Annotated in this window: 19 protein-coding genes and 1 pseudogene; 4 read left to right on the top strand and 16 right to left on the bottom strand. The window is 63.0% G+C overall.

Annotation, left to right across the window (positions count from 1 at the left end; translation table 11 throughout):
* A pseudogene (locus Q1A71_RS15505) lies at positions 1-185 on the bottom strand (IS3 family transposase); the annotation flags it as partial.
* Positions 186-426: 241 nt separating this feature from the next.
* The gene (locus Q1A71_RS15500; RefSeq protein WP_299678081.1) at positions 427-1,854 is read right to left on the bottom strand and encodes an aldehyde dehydrogenase family protein; all 1,428 of its coding nucleotides are present in this window, start codon (positions 1,852-1,854) and stop codon (positions 427-429) included.
* Positions 1,855-1,992: 138 nt separating this feature from the next.
* Between Q1A71_RS15500 and Q1A71_RS15495 the strand changes: the two genes are divergently transcribed.
* Positions 1,993-2,646, top strand: coding sequence for a peroxiredoxin (locus Q1A71_RS15495; RefSeq protein WP_299678078.1), 654 nt, complete (start codon positions 1,993-1,995; stop codon positions 2,644-2,646).
* A gap of 163 nt (positions 2,647-2,809) precedes the next feature.
* Here the strand turns inward: Q1A71_RS15495 and Q1A71_RS15490 are convergent, their stop codons facing one another.
* The 13 genes from Q1A71_RS15490 to rbfA form a co-directional block, all read right to left on the bottom strand.
* Positions 2,810-3,268 (bottom strand): Lrp/AsnC family transcriptional regulator, encoded by a 459-nt coding sequence (locus Q1A71_RS15490; RefSeq protein WP_299678076.1) that lies wholly within the window; start codon positions 3,266-3,268, stop codon positions 2,810-2,812.
* A gap of 104 nt (positions 3,269-3,372) precedes the next feature.
* Positions 3,373-4,506, bottom strand: a complete 1,134-nt coding sequence (locus tag Q1A71_RS15485; protein WP_299678073.1) for an SGNH/GDSL hydrolase family protein — start codon at positions 4,504-4,506, stop codon at positions 3,373-3,375.
* 148 nt (positions 4,507-4,654) lie between these two features.
* Complete coding sequence (gene pnp / locus Q1A71_RS15480; RefSeq protein WP_299678070.1) at positions 4,655-6,793, bottom strand: polyribonucleotide nucleotidyltransferase; 2,139 nt, start codon at positions 6,791-6,793, stop codon at positions 4,655-4,657.
* A gap of 179 nt (positions 6,794-6,972) precedes the next feature.
* A complete protein-coding gene (locus Q1A71_RS15475) occupies positions 6,973-7,491 on the bottom strand; it encodes a hypothetical protein (RefSeq protein ID WP_299678067.1) in 519 nt (172 codons plus the stop codon).
* Between the two features lie 29 nt (positions 7,492-7,520).
* Positions 7,521-7,949 (bottom strand): ion channel, encoded by a 429-nt coding sequence (locus tag Q1A71_RS15470; protein WP_299678064.1) that lies wholly within the window; start codon positions 7,947-7,949, stop codon positions 7,521-7,523.
* Positions 7,950-8,029: 80 nt separating this feature from the next.
* Positions 8,030-8,620 (bottom strand): LysE family transporter, encoded by a 591-nt coding sequence (locus Q1A71_RS15465; protein WP_299678061.1) that lies wholly within the window; start codon positions 8,618-8,620, stop codon positions 8,030-8,032.
* Positions 8,621-8,765: 145 nt separating this feature from the next.
* Complete coding sequence (gene rpsO, locus Q1A71_RS15460; RefSeq protein WP_299678058.1) at positions 8,766-9,035, bottom strand: 30S ribosomal protein S15; 270 nt, start codon at positions 9,033-9,035, stop codon at positions 8,766-8,768.
* Positions 9,036-9,194: 159 nt separating this feature from the next.
* Entirely contained in the window at positions 9,195-9,833 is a 639-nt protein-coding gene (locus Q1A71_RS15455; protein WP_299678055.1) for a hypothetical protein, read from the bottom strand.
* 128 nt (positions 9,834-9,961) lie between these two features.
* Positions 9,962-10,483, bottom strand: a complete 522-nt coding sequence (locus Q1A71_RS15450) for a DUF1643 domain-containing protein (RefSeq protein WP_299678052.1) — start codon at positions 10,481-10,483, stop codon at positions 9,962-9,964.
* 91 nt (positions 10,484-10,574) lie between these two features.
* A complete protein-coding gene (locus tag Q1A71_RS15445) occupies positions 10,575-11,063 on the bottom strand; it encodes a hypothetical protein (protein ID WP_299678049.1) in 489 nt (162 codons plus the stop codon).
* 187 nt (positions 11,064-11,250) lie between these two features.
* Positions 11,251-12,162 carry a tRNA pseudouridine(55) synthase TruB gene (gene truB, locus Q1A71_RS15440; protein ID WP_299678046.1) on the bottom strand — a complete coding sequence of 304 codons (912 nt, stop codon included), beginning with the start codon at positions 12,160-12,162 and terminating at the stop codon, positions 11,251-11,253.
* Positions 12,163-12,370: 208 nt separating this feature from the next.
* Positions 12,371-13,111 carry a phosphodiester glycosidase family protein gene (locus Q1A71_RS15435; protein WP_299678042.1) on the bottom strand — a complete coding sequence of 247 codons (741 nt, stop codon included), beginning with the start codon at positions 13,109-13,111 and terminating at the stop codon, positions 12,371-12,373.
* Positions 13,108-13,530 (bottom strand): 30S ribosome-binding factor RbfA, encoded by a 423-nt coding sequence (gene rbfA, locus Q1A71_RS15430; RefSeq protein ID WP_299678039.1) that lies wholly within the window; start codon positions 13,528-13,530, stop codon positions 13,108-13,110. Before rbfA ends, Q1A71_RS15435 begins: the two co-directional genes overlap by 4 nt.
* An 89-nt stretch (positions 13,531-13,619) precedes the next feature.
* Between rbfA and dapB the strand changes: the two genes are divergently transcribed.
* Together dapB and Q1A71_RS15420 are read left to right on the top strand one after the other, a co-directional pair.
* Positions 13,620-14,438 carry a 4-hydroxy-tetrahydrodipicolinate reductase gene (gene dapB / locus Q1A71_RS15425; protein ID WP_299678036.1) on the top strand — a complete coding sequence of 273 codons (819 nt, stop codon included), beginning with the start codon at positions 13,620-13,622 and terminating at the stop codon, positions 14,436-14,438.
* An 83-nt stretch (positions 14,439-14,521) separates the two neighbouring features.
* Positions 14,522-14,878, top strand: coding sequence for a dihydrodipicolinate reductase (locus tag Q1A71_RS15420; RefSeq protein WP_299678033.1), 357 nt, complete (start codon positions 14,522-14,524; stop codon positions 14,876-14,878).
* A 71-nt stretch (positions 14,879-14,949) separates the two neighbouring features.
* Here the strand turns inward: Q1A71_RS15420 and Q1A71_RS15415 are convergent, their stop codons facing one another.
* Entirely contained in the window at positions 14,950-15,144 is a 195-nt protein-coding gene (locus Q1A71_RS15415; RefSeq protein WP_299678030.1) for a DUF1674 domain-containing protein, read from the bottom strand.
* Between the two features lie 83 nt (positions 15,145-15,227).
* On the opposite strand from Q1A71_RS15415, the gene Q1A71_RS15410 reads away from it, so the two are divergent.
* Entirely contained in the window at positions 15,228-16,499 is a 1,272-nt protein-coding gene (locus Q1A71_RS15410) for an RsmB/NOP family class I SAM-dependent RNA methyltransferase (protein WP_299678027.1), read from the top strand.
* Positions 16,500-16,557: the final 58 nt, after the last annotated feature.

The following is a 16,557-nucleotide window of genomic DNA, read 5'->3' as shown; positions in this document are numbered from 1 at the left end:
ACGCTTTAGTTCCTTCAATTGATCCGTGCCTATTCCACCGTACTCTTTCTTCCAACGGCAGAACGTCTGTTCAGTCCACCAATCTGACGGATCGCATCCAGACGCGGCATCCCTTGCCCCGTCAGAACCTCAACTTGCCGCAACTTCGTGACAATCTCTTCGGGCTTGGGTCGCTTGTTGGCCATGTCTTTCCTCCGCTTTCCTAAACATAGCGGAGGACCACTTCACTGGCGGAGGACCAGGTGTCGATGTCGGGGGGTTTTGGTCTGCCGCTCCTCCCTGTCTGGAGGCGGATGAACTCTTTCGGTTAGTTGATTCCCGACTGGCATTCATAGCCGCTCTTGGACCCGTTATGGACCGAGGTGCATCGCTCGCGCCGGCGGTGGGACCGCCGCTCAGTCGTTTAGAGGTGCAATTCGACGCGTGCTATTCGGCGGCCCAGCCGGACACTGCCTTGACCTCGAGGAATTCTTCCAGCCCGTAGGTGCCGCCCTCGCGGCCATTGCCCGACTGCTTGTAGCCGCCGAAGGGGGAACCCTGCGCGAAGCCCTGGCCATTGGTCTCGACCATGCCAGAGCGCAGGCGACGGGCGACGCGGCGGCGTTTTTCGTCATCCTCGGTCTGGACATAGTTGGTGAGCCCATAGGGCGTGTCATTGGCGATGCTGATCGCCTCCTCCTCACTCTCGAAAGGGATGATGGAGAGGACCGGACCGAAAATCTCCTCGCGTGCGATGGTCATGTCGTTGGTGACATCGGCAAAGACTGTGGGTTTGGCGTAGAAGCCGCGATTGAGCCCATCGGGGCGGCCCAGACCTCCGGCGACAAGGCGGGCCTCCTGCATCCCGGTTTCGATCAGTGCCTGGACTTTGTCGAACTGCGCCTTGGAGACAAGCGGGCCAATGTGGCGGCCTTCCTCAGACGCGGGCCCAACATGGGTGGCTTTGGCCGTCTCCGCAGCCATTTCAACGGCTTCGTCGTAGCGGGACTTGTGTACGAGCATGCGCGTGGGTGCGTTGCAGGACTGGCCGGTGTTGCGGAAACAGCGGATGGCACCCGCCTTGGCGGCCTTGGGGTGCGCGTCCTCAAAGATGATATTCGCACCCTTGCCGCCGAGCTCGAGGCTGACACGCTTGAGGGTATCGGCGGCGGCCTTGGAGATGGCGATCCCTGCGCGGGTGGAGCCCGTGAAGCTGACCATGTCGACCTCCGGATGCGCCGAGAGCTGGCTGCCCACGCCCGCGCCATCGCCGTTCACCAGGTTGAAAACGCCGGGCGGGAAGCCCGCCTCATGCACGAATTCGGCGAAGAGCAACCCGGAGAGCGGTGCGATCTCGGAAGGTTTCAGCACCATGGTGCAGCCGGTGGCCAGGGCAGGCACAGCCTTGAGCACGATCTGGTTCATCGGCCAGTTCCACGGCGTGATCAGAGCGCAGACGCCGATGGGTTCGAGCAGGGTCTTTTCGGTGGCGGTATAGTCACGCTCGAAGCGGAAGTCCTCGAAGGCCTTCAGGAAACCTTCCAGATGCCAGCTACCCGCGCCGACCTGCTGCGCGCGGCTGAGGTCGATGGGGGCGCCCATCTCCATGGACATGGCCTGTGCCATCTCTTCGGCGCGGGCGTTATAGATCTCGAGCAGCTTGGCGAGCAGCGCCGTACGCTCCGCCTTGGAGGTCTGCGACCAGCTGTCGAAGGCGGCGCGGGCGGCAGCGACGGCGGCATCTGTATCGGCCTGATCGCCCAGCGAGATGACCGCGCATTGCTCTTCGGTCGAGGGGTCGATCACGGCAAAATCATTGGGTTTTGCGGGGGCGACCCACTGGCCGTTGATGTAGAAGTCGCGTTTTTCCAGCATGGGTTCTGTCCTTCGTGTCTGAGCTTGGCGGCACTCTGTCATCGGGGGGGTGGGTCCGCAAGAGAGGGGGATGAAACCCGCCGGTGATATGATTAAGTTAACGCAACGAGTCACCAAAGCATTGCACCGGAGGACACCATGGGCTTGCGCATTAACGACACCATCCCGAACCTGACCGTCGAAACCGACCACGGGACCCTGCAGCTGCATGACTGGATCGGCGACAGCTGGGCGATCCTGTTCTCGCACCCCAAGGATTTCACACCGGTCTGCACCACCGAATTCGGGGCCGTGGCACAGCTGGCCGACGAATGGGAGAAGCGCGGAACCAAGGTGATTGGCGTCTCCGTCGACGGGGTCGAGGACCACAAGAAATGGAAGCAGGACATCGAAAAGGTGGGCGGGGCGAAGGCCGGTTTTCCGATCATCGCGGATGACGGGCTGGAAGTGTCGAAGGCCTTCGACATGCTGCCCGCCGAGGCCTACCTGCCCGACGGGCGCACGCCGGCCGACAGCGCCACTGTGCGCTCGGTCTTCATCATCGGGCCGGATAAGCAGCTGAAGCTGAGCATGACCTACCCGATGACCGTGGGGCGCAACTTTGCCGAGGTGCTGCGCGCGCTCGACGGGTTGCAGACCTCGACTGGCAAAGGAGTGGCGACGCCGGCGAACTGGAACGTGGGCGATGACGTGATCATCCCGGCGACGGTGTCCGATGAAGATGCCAAGGCGAAGTTCGGCGAGTTCACGACGGTGCTGCCGTATCTGCGCACAACCAAGGCGCCGGAGTAACCCAAGCTTTTGTGGCGGCGTCATCCTGCGCCGCCTCTCCCGGTTGAAATCGACCAAGGTTGGAGTGGGACCGTGCTGTGCTCCGCGGACTCTCAGCTGGGCAGACCATAGTCGTGGTCATTGCCCGAACGTGCCCTTGGGACGCCCCGCCTGACCTGATGCGCTAAATTGGCAGTTCGGTGGTTGATTTCAGCTCTTTCAACACAAAGCTCGAGTGCACTCCGCGCACGACCTCGTTGCGCAGAAGCGTATGGGTCATGAAGCGCTCGTAGGCCTCCACATCCTCGACGCGGATTTTCAGCTGATAATCGGCGCTGCCCGACGTGGCATAGCATTCCACGATCTCCGGATGTCCCTCGATCAGTTGTGCAAAACCCGCCACCGTCTGTTCCGCATGATCGCGCAGGGTGATTGCCGCCAGAACGCAGAGTTTGGAGCCCACCTTGGACGGATCCAGCAGTGCGACCCGCGCGGTGATCAGCCCCTGGCGCTCGAAGTCCTGCATCCGTCGCCAGACCGTGCTCTGGGCCATGCCGCACCGGTCAGCCAACTGAGCAAGCGACAGGCTGGCGTCGCGTTGAATTTCCCGCAAAAGCCGCTGGTCGGTGGAGGAGAACGCCATTCTGGCTCCATCTGTGAAATCTCATCCCATTCTACAGTATCCCGTGAACAGAAAAACCCCCGGCGCAGGCCGGGGGCATGAGAGTGTTTCGGGTGTGCTCCCGCTCAGGCGCGGCGGCGGCGCGCCATGACGCCGAAGACACCGAGCCCAGCCAGCAGAAGAGGCAAAGCTGCGGGCACCGGAACCGGTGCGGGCAGGCGGTCTTCGATACTGGACAGGGCGAACTCTGCAAATCTGGCCTGTGCGATGCGGTTCGGATGCACACCGTCAGCAAAGAGCACGCTGTCCGCCAGCGTCGGATCGAAGATCGGTTGCCCGTCCGGGGAAAACCCGACAAAGGAGCAGTTGCCTTGCAGCTGAACCTCTCTCAGATTTGGTGTGCAGGGAAAGACGGTGTCGACGATCCCGAGGCTGGGCGCTTCGGTAATCAGGTTGTTGAAGTAGGAGAACTGATCGACCCGGGCGATCGTCAGCCCGTCGATGTTCTCAAGCTCTTGCAGGCCGTCTTCGAGCTCTGCGTTGAACAGCAAAGAGGCGCCCTGGATCGCCGCAGCCCGCGCGCTGAGCGCCGCAACCGTAGCCTCGGCGCCCGCGACTTCGACCGGGTCTGCGGTCGGATCGGCTTTGAGCGCGGCGAGGGTTGCCTGCGCGACCACAAGCTCGGCGTTGAAAGCCGGCGTACGGCTGATGTCTGGAAGGTTGGAGACCAGGAAGTCGTCAAAGACTGGCCCGACGGCCGCAACTGCCCGGATACCGGAAATGACCTCGGAGGCCGTGCGTGCGGGGTCAAAGGCTGCCGTCCCGATCTGCTGAAAGAAGTCGTTGGCCCCGAACAGCACGGAAACCAGCGGGTTGCTGCCCGAATTGGCAACCGTCGCAGCGAGGGTGGCGGCCTGGGTCTTGAAGGTGGAAAGTGCCGTCAGCGCGGCCACCTGAGCGGGTGGCACCGTGCCGCCATTGCTATAGTCGGTGGTGTTCAGGTCACCTGCTGTGGCGCCGCCCAAGGCGTAATTCCGGGTCTCCTTCCGTGCCGTGCGGAACCGGTCGGCGATGATCTCGGTCCAGACCGGACCGTTGGAGAAACGCCCGCCGACGCTGGGTGGTGCAAGCTGGCCGAGCTTGCCGTCATCGGACAGGCTGTCGCCCAGAGCGTAGTAGCTGGTGAAATCGAGAACACCGGCCCCAGCGCTGGTTGCGAGGCTGCAGGCCAGCGCAAGTGAAAGAATACGGTTTTTCATGAAGGCCCTCCCAAGCCGGAATCGCAGGCAGGGTAGCACCGATTTGTGCGTCGCCTAGGCTGACCCTGCGGAAGGCAGTAGAGACGCTGCGTCACGAAAAAGGCCCCGGTGGGGTCACCGGGGCCTCATTTTTGCCGTGTCGCGCCGATTATTCCTCGGCGGGAGCGGCCTCTTTCTTGATCTCTTCGCCGGTCTCCTGATCGACGACCTTCATCGACAGGCGCACCTTGCCGCGGTCGTCGAAGCCCAGAAGCTTGACCTTCACTTCCTGACCTTCCTTCAGCACATCCGACGGATGGTTCAGGCGGCGGTTTTCGATCTGGGAGACGTGCACCAGACCGTCGCGCTTGCCGAAGAAGTTCACGAAGGCGCCGAAGTCCACGATTTTCACGACGGTCCCGGTGTAAACCATGCCTTCTTCCGGCTCGGCCACGATGGAGTGGATCATGTCGTAGGCCTTCTTGATGGCTTCGCCGTTGGGCGAGGCGATCTTGATGGTGCCTTCGTCGTTGATGTCTACTTTCGCGCCCGACACTTCCACGATCTCGCGGATGACCTTGCCGCCGGAGCCGATGACTTCGCGGATCTTGTCAGTTGGGATCTGCATGGTCTCGATGCGTGGGGCATGTTCGGAGAATTCCGCGGCCCCGGTGATCGCCTTGCTCATCTCGCCAAGGATGTGCATCCGGCCGTCTTTCGCCTGCGCCAGAGCTTTCTCCATGATCTCGGGCGTAATACCCGCAACCTTGATGTCCATCTGCAGCGAGGTGATGCCGTTTTCGGTGCCCGCCACTTTGAAGTCCATATCGCCGAGGTGGTCTTCATCGCCCAAGATGTCCGACAGGATCGCGTAGGATCCGTCCTCTTCGAGGATCAGACCCATGGCCACACCGGCAACCGCTGATTTCAGTGGCACACCTGCGTCCATCATCGACAGAGAGCCGCCACAGACGGAGGCCATGGAGGACGAGCCGTTGGATTCGGTGATCTCGGAGACTACGCGTACCGTGTAGGGGAAGTCGGTCGCTGCGGGCAGCACCGCTTGCAGGGCGCGCCAGGCCAGCTTGCCGTGGCCGATTTCGCGCCGTCCCGGAGGGCCCACGCGACCCGCTTCACCCACTGAGTAGGGCGGGAAGTTGTAGTGCAGCAGGAAGTTGGATTTGAAGTTGCCATGCAGCGCGTCGATGAATTGCTCATCATCGCCGGTGCCGAGCGTGGTCACGACCAGACCTTGCGTCTCGCCGCGGGTGAAGAGCGCCGAGCCATGGGTCCGGGGCAGGAAGCCGGTTTCACAGACGATGTCGCGGATTTCGTCGGTTTTCCGACCATCGATCCGCTTGCCGGTTTTCACCACATCGCCACGCAGGATCGAGGCCTCGAGGCCTTTCATCGCGGAACCGAGGTTGGGGTCTTCCTGCTGCTCTTCTGTCAGCGCTTCCATGATCTTTTCGCGGGCGGCGGCGACGGCTGTGGTGCGCTCCTGCTTGTCGGAGATCGCGAAGGCGGCACGCATGTCCGCTTCACCTGCCGCGGCAATCGCAGCGGAGAGCTCGGAGTAATCCGCGGGCTGGAAATCAAACGGCTCCTTGGCCGCTTCTTCCGCGAGGCTGATGATGAGGTCGATCACCGGCTGGATTTGCTCATGGGCGAATTTCACCGCACCCAGCATTTCCTCTTCGGTCAGCTCGTAGGCTTCGGATTCGACCATCATCACGGCATCTTTGGTGCCGGCGACCACCAGATCGAGCCGCTGGTCCGGGTTCAGGCGCAGGTCCTGCATATCGTCCACGGTCGGGTTCAGGATGTATTCGCCGTCCTCGAAACCAACGCGGGCACCAGCAATCGGGCCCATGAAGGGCGCGCCGGAGATGGTCAGCGCGGCGGAGGCCGCGATCATCGCCACCATGTCGGGGTCGTTGACCAAATCATGGGAAAGCACGGTGCACATCACCAGCACTTCGTTCTTGAAGCCGGGGACGAACAGCGGGCGGATCGGACGGTCGATCAGACGGGCGGTCAGCGTCTCTTTCTCGGTCGGGCGCGCCTCGCGCTTGAAGAAGCCACCCGGCACTTTACCGGCGGCGTAGTATTTCTCTTGGTAGTGCACGGTCAGCGGGAAGAAATCCTGCCCCGGCTTTTGTTTCTTGGCAAAGGTGACGTTTGCCATCACGCTGGTCTCGCCCAGCGTTGCAATCACCGACCCATCCGCCTGACGGGCCACTTTTCCGGTTTCCAGTGTGAGCGTCTCTTCGCCCCACTGCATCGATTTTTTCGTTTCGTTGAACATCTAGGTTCCTCAAGTTGGCCCATTGGCCATTTGCATAGGGGGCGTATTCCCCCTGACCCCGGTATCTTCTTTGACAACGGTTTTCGTCTGGCGCTGAGGTCCGGGCGCCTGTCTCAGATTGCGCGTACGTACACGAGATTGCGGGCGTTGGAAAGGGACGCCTTCCGCGACGTTAAGCCCTAGCTCCAAGGTTTTTTCGGTGGGGTTTTATAGGCGGGTGGGGCGTCAGGAAAGAGATCGCCCGTTGCGCTGTCAGCGGCGCGCGCGAAGCGGGTCATCCAGGGTTTGGGCGGAGCAATCTCACCGCCCGGACCCCACTCGAAATAGCCGAGCGCCCCACTTGCCGGGATTGGGTCGATCGGGCGGGGATTTTCCAGCAACAGGCCGGCTTCGCCGCCGAACCAGTCGCTATCGCTCTCCGTGATGATCTCCACCACGTCGACCGTGCCGATGATGGCGCCTCGCACCAGCTCGTCCGGGCGGGGGCAGGAGGTTCCATGTTGGGCAAAGCGCCAGTGCAGGTAGCGGTATTCGTCTTCCTTCATGCCGGTCGCTGCGTGGATGCAGATGGGGCCGGGCGTCATCCGGCCTGCCCGGATCGCGCCCAGTGAGCGGTTTTCGATGATCTTGCCACCGTGGATGATCGCCCAGGCGGAGGGTTGGCGGACAGAGAGAGCGAGGCGGGGCAGGTGGTCCATGCGGCAGAGCTAGCGCGTGGACAGGGTGATCACAGATCCTTTTCGCCCAGGATGCGGGTGAAAAGACCCACCACGAAGGCCGTGGTCATCCCGAACATCAGGATGCCGGTCACCGAGATCATCGCGCCAGCGATCCGGTAGCCTGGATCAAGGACCACATCGCCGTAGCCCACGGTGGTGTAGGTGACGAGCGAGTAGTAGATCGCCGCTTCATAGCCAGGTAGCGCACCGATGATCCAAAGCGAGAAGGCGCTGATGTAGATCTGGATGGTATGCGAGGCCAAAAGCAGCAGGAACAGCACACAGACGGTCAGCAGCTGGTGGCGCGTGGTGCGCCCTGGCTGAAAGTGATCGTTCTGGCGCAGATGCCGGATCAGCCGGGCAATGCTGAGGATATGCAGCAGCGCGCAAATCAGGAGCACGGTGCTGCCGAAGACGATCTCGAGAAGAACAGGCATGGGCGCGCCCCGGGGTTGCGTTTTGGCGTGGGTTTGGAACGGTTTACGCGCCGGCGCGGGGCTTGTCCAACGCTCTGCGATCAGGCCTGCGAGAGGGCCGCTAACAGGACAACCGCCATCATCGAAGCGGCCATGGCGATATTGATGGTGCGCTGGGTGCGATGCGGCAGGTTCATGCGTTGCAGCGTGATGCCGAGCCACAGCCAGCTGAAGTGGATCGGGATCCAGATCGCGTTCACAATCAGGAATTTCAGTGCGATCTCCACGGGAAAGTTTTGTGGCCAAAAGCCGAAACCTGTGAAGAGTGCTGTGTTGACCGCATAGGCCTTGGGATTGATCGCCTGCAGCAGAATGCCGCCCCGGATGCCCGGCGGGCGGGTGCGTTCGATAAAGGCCACTTTACTGCCTGCCAGTGCGATGCGCAGCGCGAGGTAGGTCAGGTAGGCAATTGAAGCAAAGAAGAGGAGTGTGCGCAGCCGGTCATCGGCGAGGATCGCTGCCGTGACGCCGGAGACGATGGCGATGCAGACCAGATTGGTGCCGATGAAGAGGCCCAGCACATAGCGGGTGGCCACACGCGCGCCGAAGGCGGCACCCACACCGGCGGTGGAGAGCACGCCGGGGCCGGGGGTGATCATCAGGAAGAAGACGGCAGCGGCGAAGGTCAGCATGGGGGCACTCTAGGTCAGAGAGACCGGGGGTAAAGAAAAACCGCGCCGGACGGGCGCGGTCTGCTTTCAACTTTGACCGGGTGCCGGACCGCAGGTTTGCTGCGCAAACCCACGCGTCGGCACGCGGAGAAAATCGCTCTGCGATTTATCTCCGGAGGCCCAGGCGTTTGATCAGGTCCTGGTAACGTGCCTCATCCTTGCCTTTGACGTAGTCGAGAAGCTTGCGGCGTGTCGCCACCATCTTCAGCAGACCACGGCGGCCATGATTGTCTTTCTTATGGGTCTTGAAGTGCTCGGTCAGCGTCGCGATGCGCGAGGAGAGGACGGCAACCTGGACTTCGGGCGATCCGGTGTCGCCCTCCTTGGTTGCGTATTCCTTCATGACGCGGGCTTTTTCTTCAGCAGTGATCGACATCGGGGGCTCCTGTTCAAATGGTTTCGGTCAAGGCGCAGGCCGGGATGTCGTCCAGCGCAGGCCCATGGAGGACACCGCGCGGAGAGATTCCACGCGGGGATGCGGGCGTATAAGCGCCCGGTTTCAAAATAGCAATCACTGAATCGGAGAGGCCCGTCCTCAGACGGCCTCGAGGCCCACTGCCATGGCGGAACTGAGCGGGATGAGGGTCAGGTCCGCGACGCTGAGCTCCGCATCCCCATAGACTTCGGCGACGTTCTCGCCGTTCATTGACACATGCATGACCTCGGGATCATCCGGGTCGGGAGAAACACCCACCTGAGGCTCGGCTGCGGCTGCGTCGCTGTCGTCCCAGACGATCATCAGGCTTTCGGTGCGCGCCTCGTAGTCAAGTATCTCTGCTCCGTCGCGTTCGGCAATCCAGTCGCTGAGCAGTTGATCGACGGCGGACTCTTCGCCGAGGTCGACATCCTCAGCGTTCAGCATCGCACTGCTGTAGGTGGTCTCGTGTGATGGCGCGGGTGTGTCCGCGGTCTCGCCCCCGGTCGCTTCGAATTCGGCCATGATTTCGTTCAGGACATCGTCACCCCAGGTGTCGCCCGATGCGGCGGTTGCGGGCGCGTTGAAGGCGACGGTCGTGTCGGAGTGCAGCAATCCGCCCGCCGCACTGTGCCCTTTGATCTGGGTCAGCAGCGTCTCGCCCTCACCGGATGTCATGAGTTCGTCGGGAAGCGTATCGTCTTCCTCTGTCGTGTCGGGTTTCACGCCGACAAATGCTGCAGCGCCGACGCCTGCCATCCCTACCAAACCAGCTAACCAGAGCATAAGCCTTTGCCCTCTTGCACATCACCGTCGACGATCTGGCCACCCAAAGACGGCACAGTCCCGCTCTGTTCGCGGTCTAGGTGCAATTCCTGACCAATGTGTTAACGCGCAGGGGCAAAATCCCAGCATTCGGGTGTTTTGGCATAGGGCAGATAGAGGGGGTGGCGGGGGTGACCGTGCTTCGACATGCCAAGATGATGGAGTGTGTAGCCCGCGTCCTGCAGCAGCTCCGCAACTCTGGCGCCCCGACCGAGGTGCGCGCCGTGCACCCCCCAGGCGGCGATCACCTGATCGGCCATCTGTGCGGCGGTGATCAGAACGCCGTCGTTCTCCGGGCCGATGGGCGCGGAGGCCTTCCGCATCGCCTGCGGGTCTGTGTCGCGCCAGGCAAAGATATTGGTGACCTCGAAGGCGCCGAAACCCAGCTGGCGGGCGCGGCGCTCGCACCGTTCGACTGTGGGGTCGTTGCGCATCTCATCCGCTTTCGAAGGGTTCAGCATCACAAAGTTTACACGCGGTCCGCTGGCGTCCCAGACCCGGGAGAGACGGTAGCGGTAGGCCGCGCATTCGGAGTAGACGGCCGTTGAACAGGTGCCGTCTGCCGTATGGGTTCGCGTGCGCATGGTGCTTCATGCCACCGGGTGCCGGTCGGAGCAAGGCGATAGAAAAAGGCCGCCCCGGAGAGCGGCCTTTCGGCGATAAGTGTCCGGAATATCACGTAAGTGCGGCGGCGCGCTTCTGCGGCAGGTCCAGCACCTCGCCGCGCAGTTCGAGCGTGGCGGCGGCGACCAGGGCGTAGACCACGTGGCCCCAGAGCGCCACCCAGGTGATGCCGGTGAAGCCGAGGAACGGCTTCATGCCCGCAACCAGATGCGCCATGCCGTAGAGTGCGAAAGCCCAGAGGGCGATGCCGTAAACCACCGCCGTCACACCCCAGTGGAGTTGCGGTAGTACGGCGCGCTGCACTGGCCGGGCAATGGCGTAATAGCCGATGACATAGAAGATGAGGCCCGTCAGCGTGTGCAGCAGGTAGGCGGCACCGGAGGGTGCAGCGCCGAACACGGATTTCAGCGTGGCGCCCGCCAGGCCGACGGGGGCCAGCTTGGCGTAGCCGAAGAGCGGGCTGAGCGCCTGGCCGAAGGTGTCGAAGGCGATGGTGGCGAAGGCGCCGGCGGTGAGGACAGTGAAGATCGTGCGGTTCATGTGAGTGTCTCCGGGTTGGATCAGTGTGCGTCGTCTGACCGCAATATGGCGGCTGTTTCGCCTCACGTGCAGAGACCTCACGCAGGGCTTATTGCGCAGCCACTTTTCGTAATATTCTTTGTAATAACCCGACGTTCTGGCTGACATCCGCGCGAGGTTTGCGACGGACTGTAATATTTGGGACCAACTAGTTCCGAATATTGAGGACGCGAGTCGGGTGCAACTCACCCGATTTGTAGCGCCCGATGGCAAGTGCCTGACCCTCATAAGAGGCCCAGGCCTCATCGCCGTAGTCCACATCGCTCGCCAAGACCATGCCGGGGTTGCCATTGCGCAGGCGGGCGGCGCCCTCGGCTGTCGCCTTCACTTCCGGCAGATCGGCGAGCGCCATTTCCACGGGGCGCAGGTGATCGTCCAGCGCGGGTGTGCGGGCCATCTCTTCGATCTGGTCAAGGCTAACGCCGTCCTCGGCATCGAAAGGGCCCGACCAGATGCGGCGCAGCTCGCGCACATGGCCATAACAGCCAAGCGCCTGTCCGAGGTCGCGCGCAATGGAGCGCACATAGCCACCCTTGCCGCAGGTCAGCTCCAGTGTGACGTGGTCGGGATCCGGCATGTCGATGAGCAGGAGGCTGTCGACATAGAGAGGCCGCGCGGCGATTTCCATGGTCTCGCCGTCGCGGGCGCGTTTGTAGGCTCGCTCGCCGTCAATCTTTACGGCGGAGAACTGCGGCGGAACTTGCTCGATGTCACCAATGAAAGCGCTGAGCGCGGCTTTGATCCGCTCTTCATCCGGGCGTCTGTCGCTTTCGGCAATTACTTCGCCCTCGGCGTCATCGGTGTTGGTGGCCTGCCCCAGCCGGACGGTGAACTCATAGGCCTTCAGCGCATCCGTCACGTAAGGCACCGTCTTTGTGGCCTCGCCCAGAGCCACGGCCAGGACGCCTGTTGCGTCGGGATCGAGTGTGCCCGCGTGCCCCGCCTTCTTGGCATTCAGCGCCCAGCGGACCTTGTTCACGACAGCGGTCGAGGTCGGGCCCGCGGGTTTGTCCACCACCAGCCATCCGGAGATGTCTCTGCCTTGCCGTTTGCGTCCCATGATGTCCTCGTCAGTCTTGACGCCGCCGCTCTAGCGGGTTCGGGGACAAACGGCCAGTGCAGGGTGCCGAAAATCTGCACCATCCGACCACCGCGCTGAGGGCAACGGCCCAACCCCAGGGGACAAGCGCGTCGTCCTCCGCATCAGGGTCAGGCGCCGTTCGGCAGTTCAGTTCGGCGAGACACCTGGGGCAGTTCGCTCCGACGGATCAGTCGGACGGCGCCACCACCCCGACGATGGGGCCGAGACTGAACCCGAAATCGCTGCGCCCCAGTTCCGGCGCGTAGAGCCGCGAGATCTTGCCATCGAAGTAAAGCGCGTTGGGCAGGCTGAGATGGTCGCGAAAAAGCCGCCCGAAATCGTAGAAATTCACCGGCTCGTCGGAAATGGCGAAAACCACCCGCTGTCCATCCTCTGAGGTGCCGACCCCGTTGCGGATGAACTTCGACGTCCCGTCTTCCAGAAACCGCGGGTGCAGTGCGCCGTCGATCACCAGCATCGGGCCGGATTGCGTAGCGTCCTCGCATGCGGGAGCGGCGGCAACAAATTCGGATGTCTCGAAGACATCGGCCCGTCCCTCGCGCAGGCAAAAGACACCGTTGGGCAGCAGCCCGAAGTTGCCCGGGCCTGCGCTTTCAATCACGCGCATGATCTCCTGCCCGTCTTGCACATAGTGCCCGACGGGCGCGCGGTCGTCATGATACATGCCGGCGTTCATGGCGAAAATGAGTTGCAGGTTTTCGGATGCGAGTGCGCGGTTGATGTTGGAAAACTGCCCAAGCGGTGATCCATCCTCGCCGTAGAGGAACAGCTCTAGCGTTTCCGTCGCGGCGTCCACTTCGCAGATGGTATATCGGACGCCATCGAAAGGCTCGGCGCGGCAGTCGACAGCGCCTGCCGTTTGCGCCAGCAGCATCAGCCCCGTGGCCATGACAGCCGTGCGGATCATTCGGCCCCGCGCTCCTCCGCGTCGGTATTCTGCGTGTCCCGGCGCACTTCTTCGCGGCCGAGCATCTCGCGCGTTTCATCCATCCGGTCGAACGTCTCGTCGAGCTGGAACCGCAGGTCGGGTGCGAATTTCAGCGCGAGCTTCTTGCCGATGATGCGGCGCAGCTCGCCCTTGTTGCGGGCCAGCAGTGCGATGACCTCGTCTTGCCCGCGCCCGCCGAGAGGCAACACATAGGCCGTGGCGATCTTGAGATCGGGCGAGGTACGCACCTCGCCGACAGTGATCGACATGCGGTTGAGGTCGGGGTCATGCACGTCGCCGCGTGCGAGCACGTCCGACAGCGCGCGCCGGATCAGTTCGCCCACGCGGAGCTGCCGTTGCGAGGGCCCCGGCCCGTCGTGAAACTTGTTCTTGCCCATGCGCCTCATCTAAGCGGTCGCAGAGGCTTTGCCAAGCGCGGGGTGGCGCGATAAGCAGAGGCCCGGAGTTTTGCGCGAGGGAGAGCGGCATGGGCGAGCAGATGAGAATCGTGGTGACGGGCGTGTCGGGCCGGATGGGTCGGATGTTGGTCGAGACCATTGCCGCCTCGGACCGCGCGGTGCTGAGTGGTGCTTTGGAGCGCAGCGGGCACGATTGGATCGGACGCGATCTTGGGATGGCCATGGGCGGCGTTCAGAGTGGCGTTGTGGTGAGCGATGATGCGGCAAAGGTCTTCGCGGCGGCGGATGTGGTAATCGACTTCACAGCGCCGGCGGCCACGATTGCCTTTGCCGAGGCCGCAGCGGCGGCTGGTGTGGCCCATGTGATCGGGACCACCGGCATGACGGATGCAGAAATTGCGCAGCTCGAAGGGCCTGCGCGGCAGACGGTCCTTGTCCGGGCGGGCAACATGAGCCTGGGGGTGAATCTCCTGGTGCAGCTGACAAAGCGTGTCGCAGCGGCGCTTGATGATGACTATGATATCGAGATCGTCGAGGCGCATCATAACAAGAAGGTAGATGCGCCCTCGGGCACGGCGCTGATGCTCGGTGAAGCCGCGGCGGAGGGGCGTGGCGTTGCGCTGGCGGATGTGTCCGACCGGGCGCGCGACGGAATCACCGGCGCGCGGGAGCGGGGCCGGATCGGCTTCACGGCGATCCGGGGCGGCGACATTGTGGGTGAGCATGATGTCATGTTTGCCGCCGCCGGAGAGCGCATCACCCTGCGCCATGTGGCGTCGGACCGGTCGGTCTTTGCGCGCGGCGCCTTGAAAGCGGCGCTCTGGACGCGAGGAAAGACGCCCGGCGCCTATGATATGCGCGATGTTCTGGGGCTCGCTGAGCAATAATTTGCCGGTTAACCACGGTTTGAGAAAACCAAACCCGAGGCTGAGGCGTATCTCTATCACAGCACCAAACGGGAGCTTGGACAATGGGACGAGTGAAGAGTGTACTGATTGCCGCAGCGCTGCTGGCCGCGAGCCCGGCGGCGGCTGAATTTGCCAAGGTTGACAGCCAGGAAGAGTTTATCTCGCTGATCCAGGGCAAAGAGCTGCGCCGCCCCTTCGTGCGGCTGGAAGTATCACGTGAGGGTGAGATTTCGGGCATGGGCGCGGCCTGGGCGGTGACCGGGAACTGGACCTGGCAGGACGGCTATTTCTGCCGCGATCTTTTTTGGGGTGGCGATCCGCTTGGATATAATTGCCAGGAGGTGCGGGCGCATGACAACCGCATTCGGTTCACCTCGGACCGTGGCGCGGGCGATTCTGCAGACTTTCGGCTGAGATAGTCTGCTCCTGATCCCACGGAACGCGCTGCGCGCGTGCGCCAATCCTTGTTTGCGGGTGGCACAGGTGGCGCTCAGAAATCGATCGCAAGACCCTTCTTTTCCCAGTCGCCATAGCGGACGGGTTCCGGCCCATCGCGCCCGCCAAGTTCGGGCGGCAGGTTGAGCTGTTCGGCTTTGCGCCGACGGTCTTGCGCCTCAGCCAGTGCGCGTTGGGCTTCGGGCGGCAGCTTGCGGGCAGGCTGTTCGGGCGGGGTTTCGTCAGTCATCTGTGCATCTTTCGTCGCTCAGTGCTTGATATACCCCGGAGATTGACGCAGACAACCCGCCAGCACCCAACGGAGCCTCATTCATGTCCGACACCGGCGTTCCCGCGCGCAGAAGCGCGGTTTATCTGCTTGACCAGATCCTGGGCGAGAGGCGGCTGATGTCGGAGCTTGCGAGCGCGGGTGCGCTGGACCGTCTCGCGCCCGAGGAGCGCGCCCGGGCGCAGCGCCTGGCCATGGATACGTTACGTGGACTGGAGCGGGCAGACCGGTTGTTGCAGAAGCATCTGTCGAAGTATCCGCCACTGACCGTACGCAACGCGCTGCGGGTCGGCACGGTGGAACTGTGTCAGGGCGCTGCGGCCCATGGCGTGGTCAACGCGATGGTTCAGCTGGTGTCGCGGCACAAGCGGTTGAGGCATCTGAAGGGGCTGACCAATGCCGTGCTGCGCAAGGTGGCGCAGGAGGGTCCCGAGGCCTGGGCCAAGCTGCGTGCGCCGCGCTTGCCGAAATGGTTGCGCGGGCCTTTGCTGGAAGCCTGGGGTGCGGACGCCATGGGCGCAATGGAGGTGGCGCATTTTGCGGGCGCGCCGCTCGATCTGACCGCCAAGGGGGACCCGGCGGCGGTCGCGCAGAAGACAGGCGGCGTGCTGTTGCCGACCGGGTCTGTCCGGGTGATAGAATCGGGGCAGGTTTCGTCCATGCCGGGGTTTGGCACTGGTGAGTGGTGGGTGCAGGATGCGGCGGCTGCGCTGCCGGTGCAGGTTCTGGCCCCGCAGAAGGGCGAGCGGGTTCTGGACCTTTGCGCCGCGCCGGGCGGCAAGACCATGCAATTCGCCGCTGCGGGGGCAGAGGTCACCGCGGTGGACGACTCAAAGGTGCGGATGGCCCGGGTGTCGGAGAACCTTGCGCGCACGGGGCTGACGGCCGAGCTGGTCGTGCAGGATGCACGGCATCACGAGGGTACCTATGATGCCATCCTCCTGGATGCACCCTGTTCGGCCACGGGCACGATCCGGCGGCACCCGGATTTGCCTTTTGCCAAGGACGGCTCGGAGTTCGCCGCGCTCATCAGGCTGCAGAGCGAATTGATCGACCACGCATGGTCGCTGCTGAAGCCCGGCGGTCGTATGGTGTTTTGTACCTGCTCGCTCCTGCCGGATGAGGGCGAGGTGCAGGTGCAGGAGGCGCTGGCGCGCCATGGTGACATGCTGGTGGATGTGTTCGCGCTGGAGCGGCCCGGTGTCGAGGTCAGCTGGCGGTCAGAAGAGGGCGGACTACGGCTGAGACCCGACTATTGGGCCGATCTTGGGGGCATGGATGGTTTCTACATCGCCTGCCTGCGCAAATCCGGCTGATACAGGCAAAGATAGTCGATGACTTGATTCGCTACTCGGGGTAGAATCGGACCACACG

This window comes from uncultured Roseobacter sp., from assembly GCF_947493125.1.
Classification (GTDB): Bacteria; Pseudomonadota; Alphaproteobacteria; order Rhodobacterales; family Rhodobacteraceae; genus Roseobacter.
The sequence above is the reverse complement of the archived record's forward strand: the minus strand, read 5'-3'. Positions and strand labels throughout refer to the sequence as shown.

Bases quoted from the DNA above. Each gene is read 5' to 3' on its own strand.
- Q1A71_RS15500 (WP_299678081.1), bottom strand. From the start codon at position 1,854: ATGCTGGAAAAACGCGACTTCTACATCAACGGCCAGTGGGTCGCCCCC.
- Q1A71_RS15495 (WP_299678078.1), top strand. From the start codon at position 1,993: ATGGGCTTGCGCATTAACGACACCATCCCGAACCTGACCGTCGAAACC.
- Q1A71_RS15490 (WP_299678076.1), bottom strand. From the start codon at position 3,268: ATGGCGTTCTCCTCCACCGACCAGCGGCTTTTGCGGGAAATTCAACGC.
- Q1A71_RS15485 (WP_299678073.1), bottom strand. From the start codon at position 4,506: ATGAAAAACCGTATTCTTTCACTTGCGCTGGCCTGCAGCCTCGCAACC.
- pnp (WP_299678070.1), bottom strand. From the start codon at position 6,793: ATGTTCAACGAAACGAAAAAATCGATGCAGTGGGGCGAAGAGACGCTC.
- Q1A71_RS15475 (WP_299678067.1), bottom strand. From the start codon at position 7,491: ATGGACCACCTGCCCCGCCTCGCTCTCTCTGTCCGCCAACCCTCCGCC.
- Q1A71_RS15470 (WP_299678064.1), bottom strand. From the start codon at position 7,949: ATGCCTGTTCTTCTCGAGATCGTCTTCGGCAGCACCGTGCTCCTGATT.
- Q1A71_RS15465 (WP_299678061.1), bottom strand. From the start codon at position 8,620: ATGCTGACCTTCGCCGCTGCCGTCTTCTTCCTGATGATCACCCCCGGC.
- rpsO (WP_299678058.1), bottom strand. From the start codon at position 9,035: ATGTCGATCACTGCTGAAGAAAAAGCCCGCGTCATGAAGGAATACGCA.
- Q1A71_RS15455 (WP_299678055.1), bottom strand. From the start codon at position 9,833: ATGGCAGGCGTCGGCGCTGCAGCATTTGTCGGCGTGAAACCCGACACG.
- Q1A71_RS15450 (WP_299678052.1), bottom strand. From the start codon at position 10,483: ATGCGCACGCGAACCCATACGGCAGACGGCACCTGTTCAACGGCCGTC.
- Q1A71_RS15445 (WP_299678049.1), bottom strand. From the start codon at position 11,063: ATGAACCGCACGATCTTCACTGTCCTCACCGCCGGCGCCTTCGCCACC.
- truB (WP_299678046.1), bottom strand. From the start codon at position 12,162: ATGGGACGCAAACGGCAAGGCAGAGACATCTCCGGATGGCTGGTGGTG.
- Q1A71_RS15435 (WP_299678042.1), bottom strand. From the start codon at position 13,111: ATGATCCGCACGGCTGTCATGGCCACGGGGCTGATGCTGCTGGCGCAA.
- rbfA (WP_299678039.1), bottom strand. From the start codon at position 13,530: ATGGGCAAGAACAAGTTTCACGACGGGCCGGGGCCCTCGCAACGGCAG.
- dapB (WP_299678036.1), top strand. From the start codon at position 13,620: ATGGGCGAGCAGATGAGAATCGTGGTGACGGGCGTGTCGGGCCGGATG.
- Q1A71_RS15420 (WP_299678033.1), top strand. From the start codon at position 14,522: ATGGGACGAGTGAAGAGTGTACTGATTGCCGCAGCGCTGCTGGCCGCG.
- Q1A71_RS15415 (WP_299678030.1), bottom strand. From the start codon at position 15,144: ATGACTGACGAAACCCCGCCCGAACAGCCTGCCCGCAAGCTGCCGCCC.
- Q1A71_RS15410 (WP_299678027.1), top strand. From the start codon at position 15,228: ATGTCCGACACCGGCGTTCCCGCGCGCAGAAGCGCGGTTTATCTGCTT.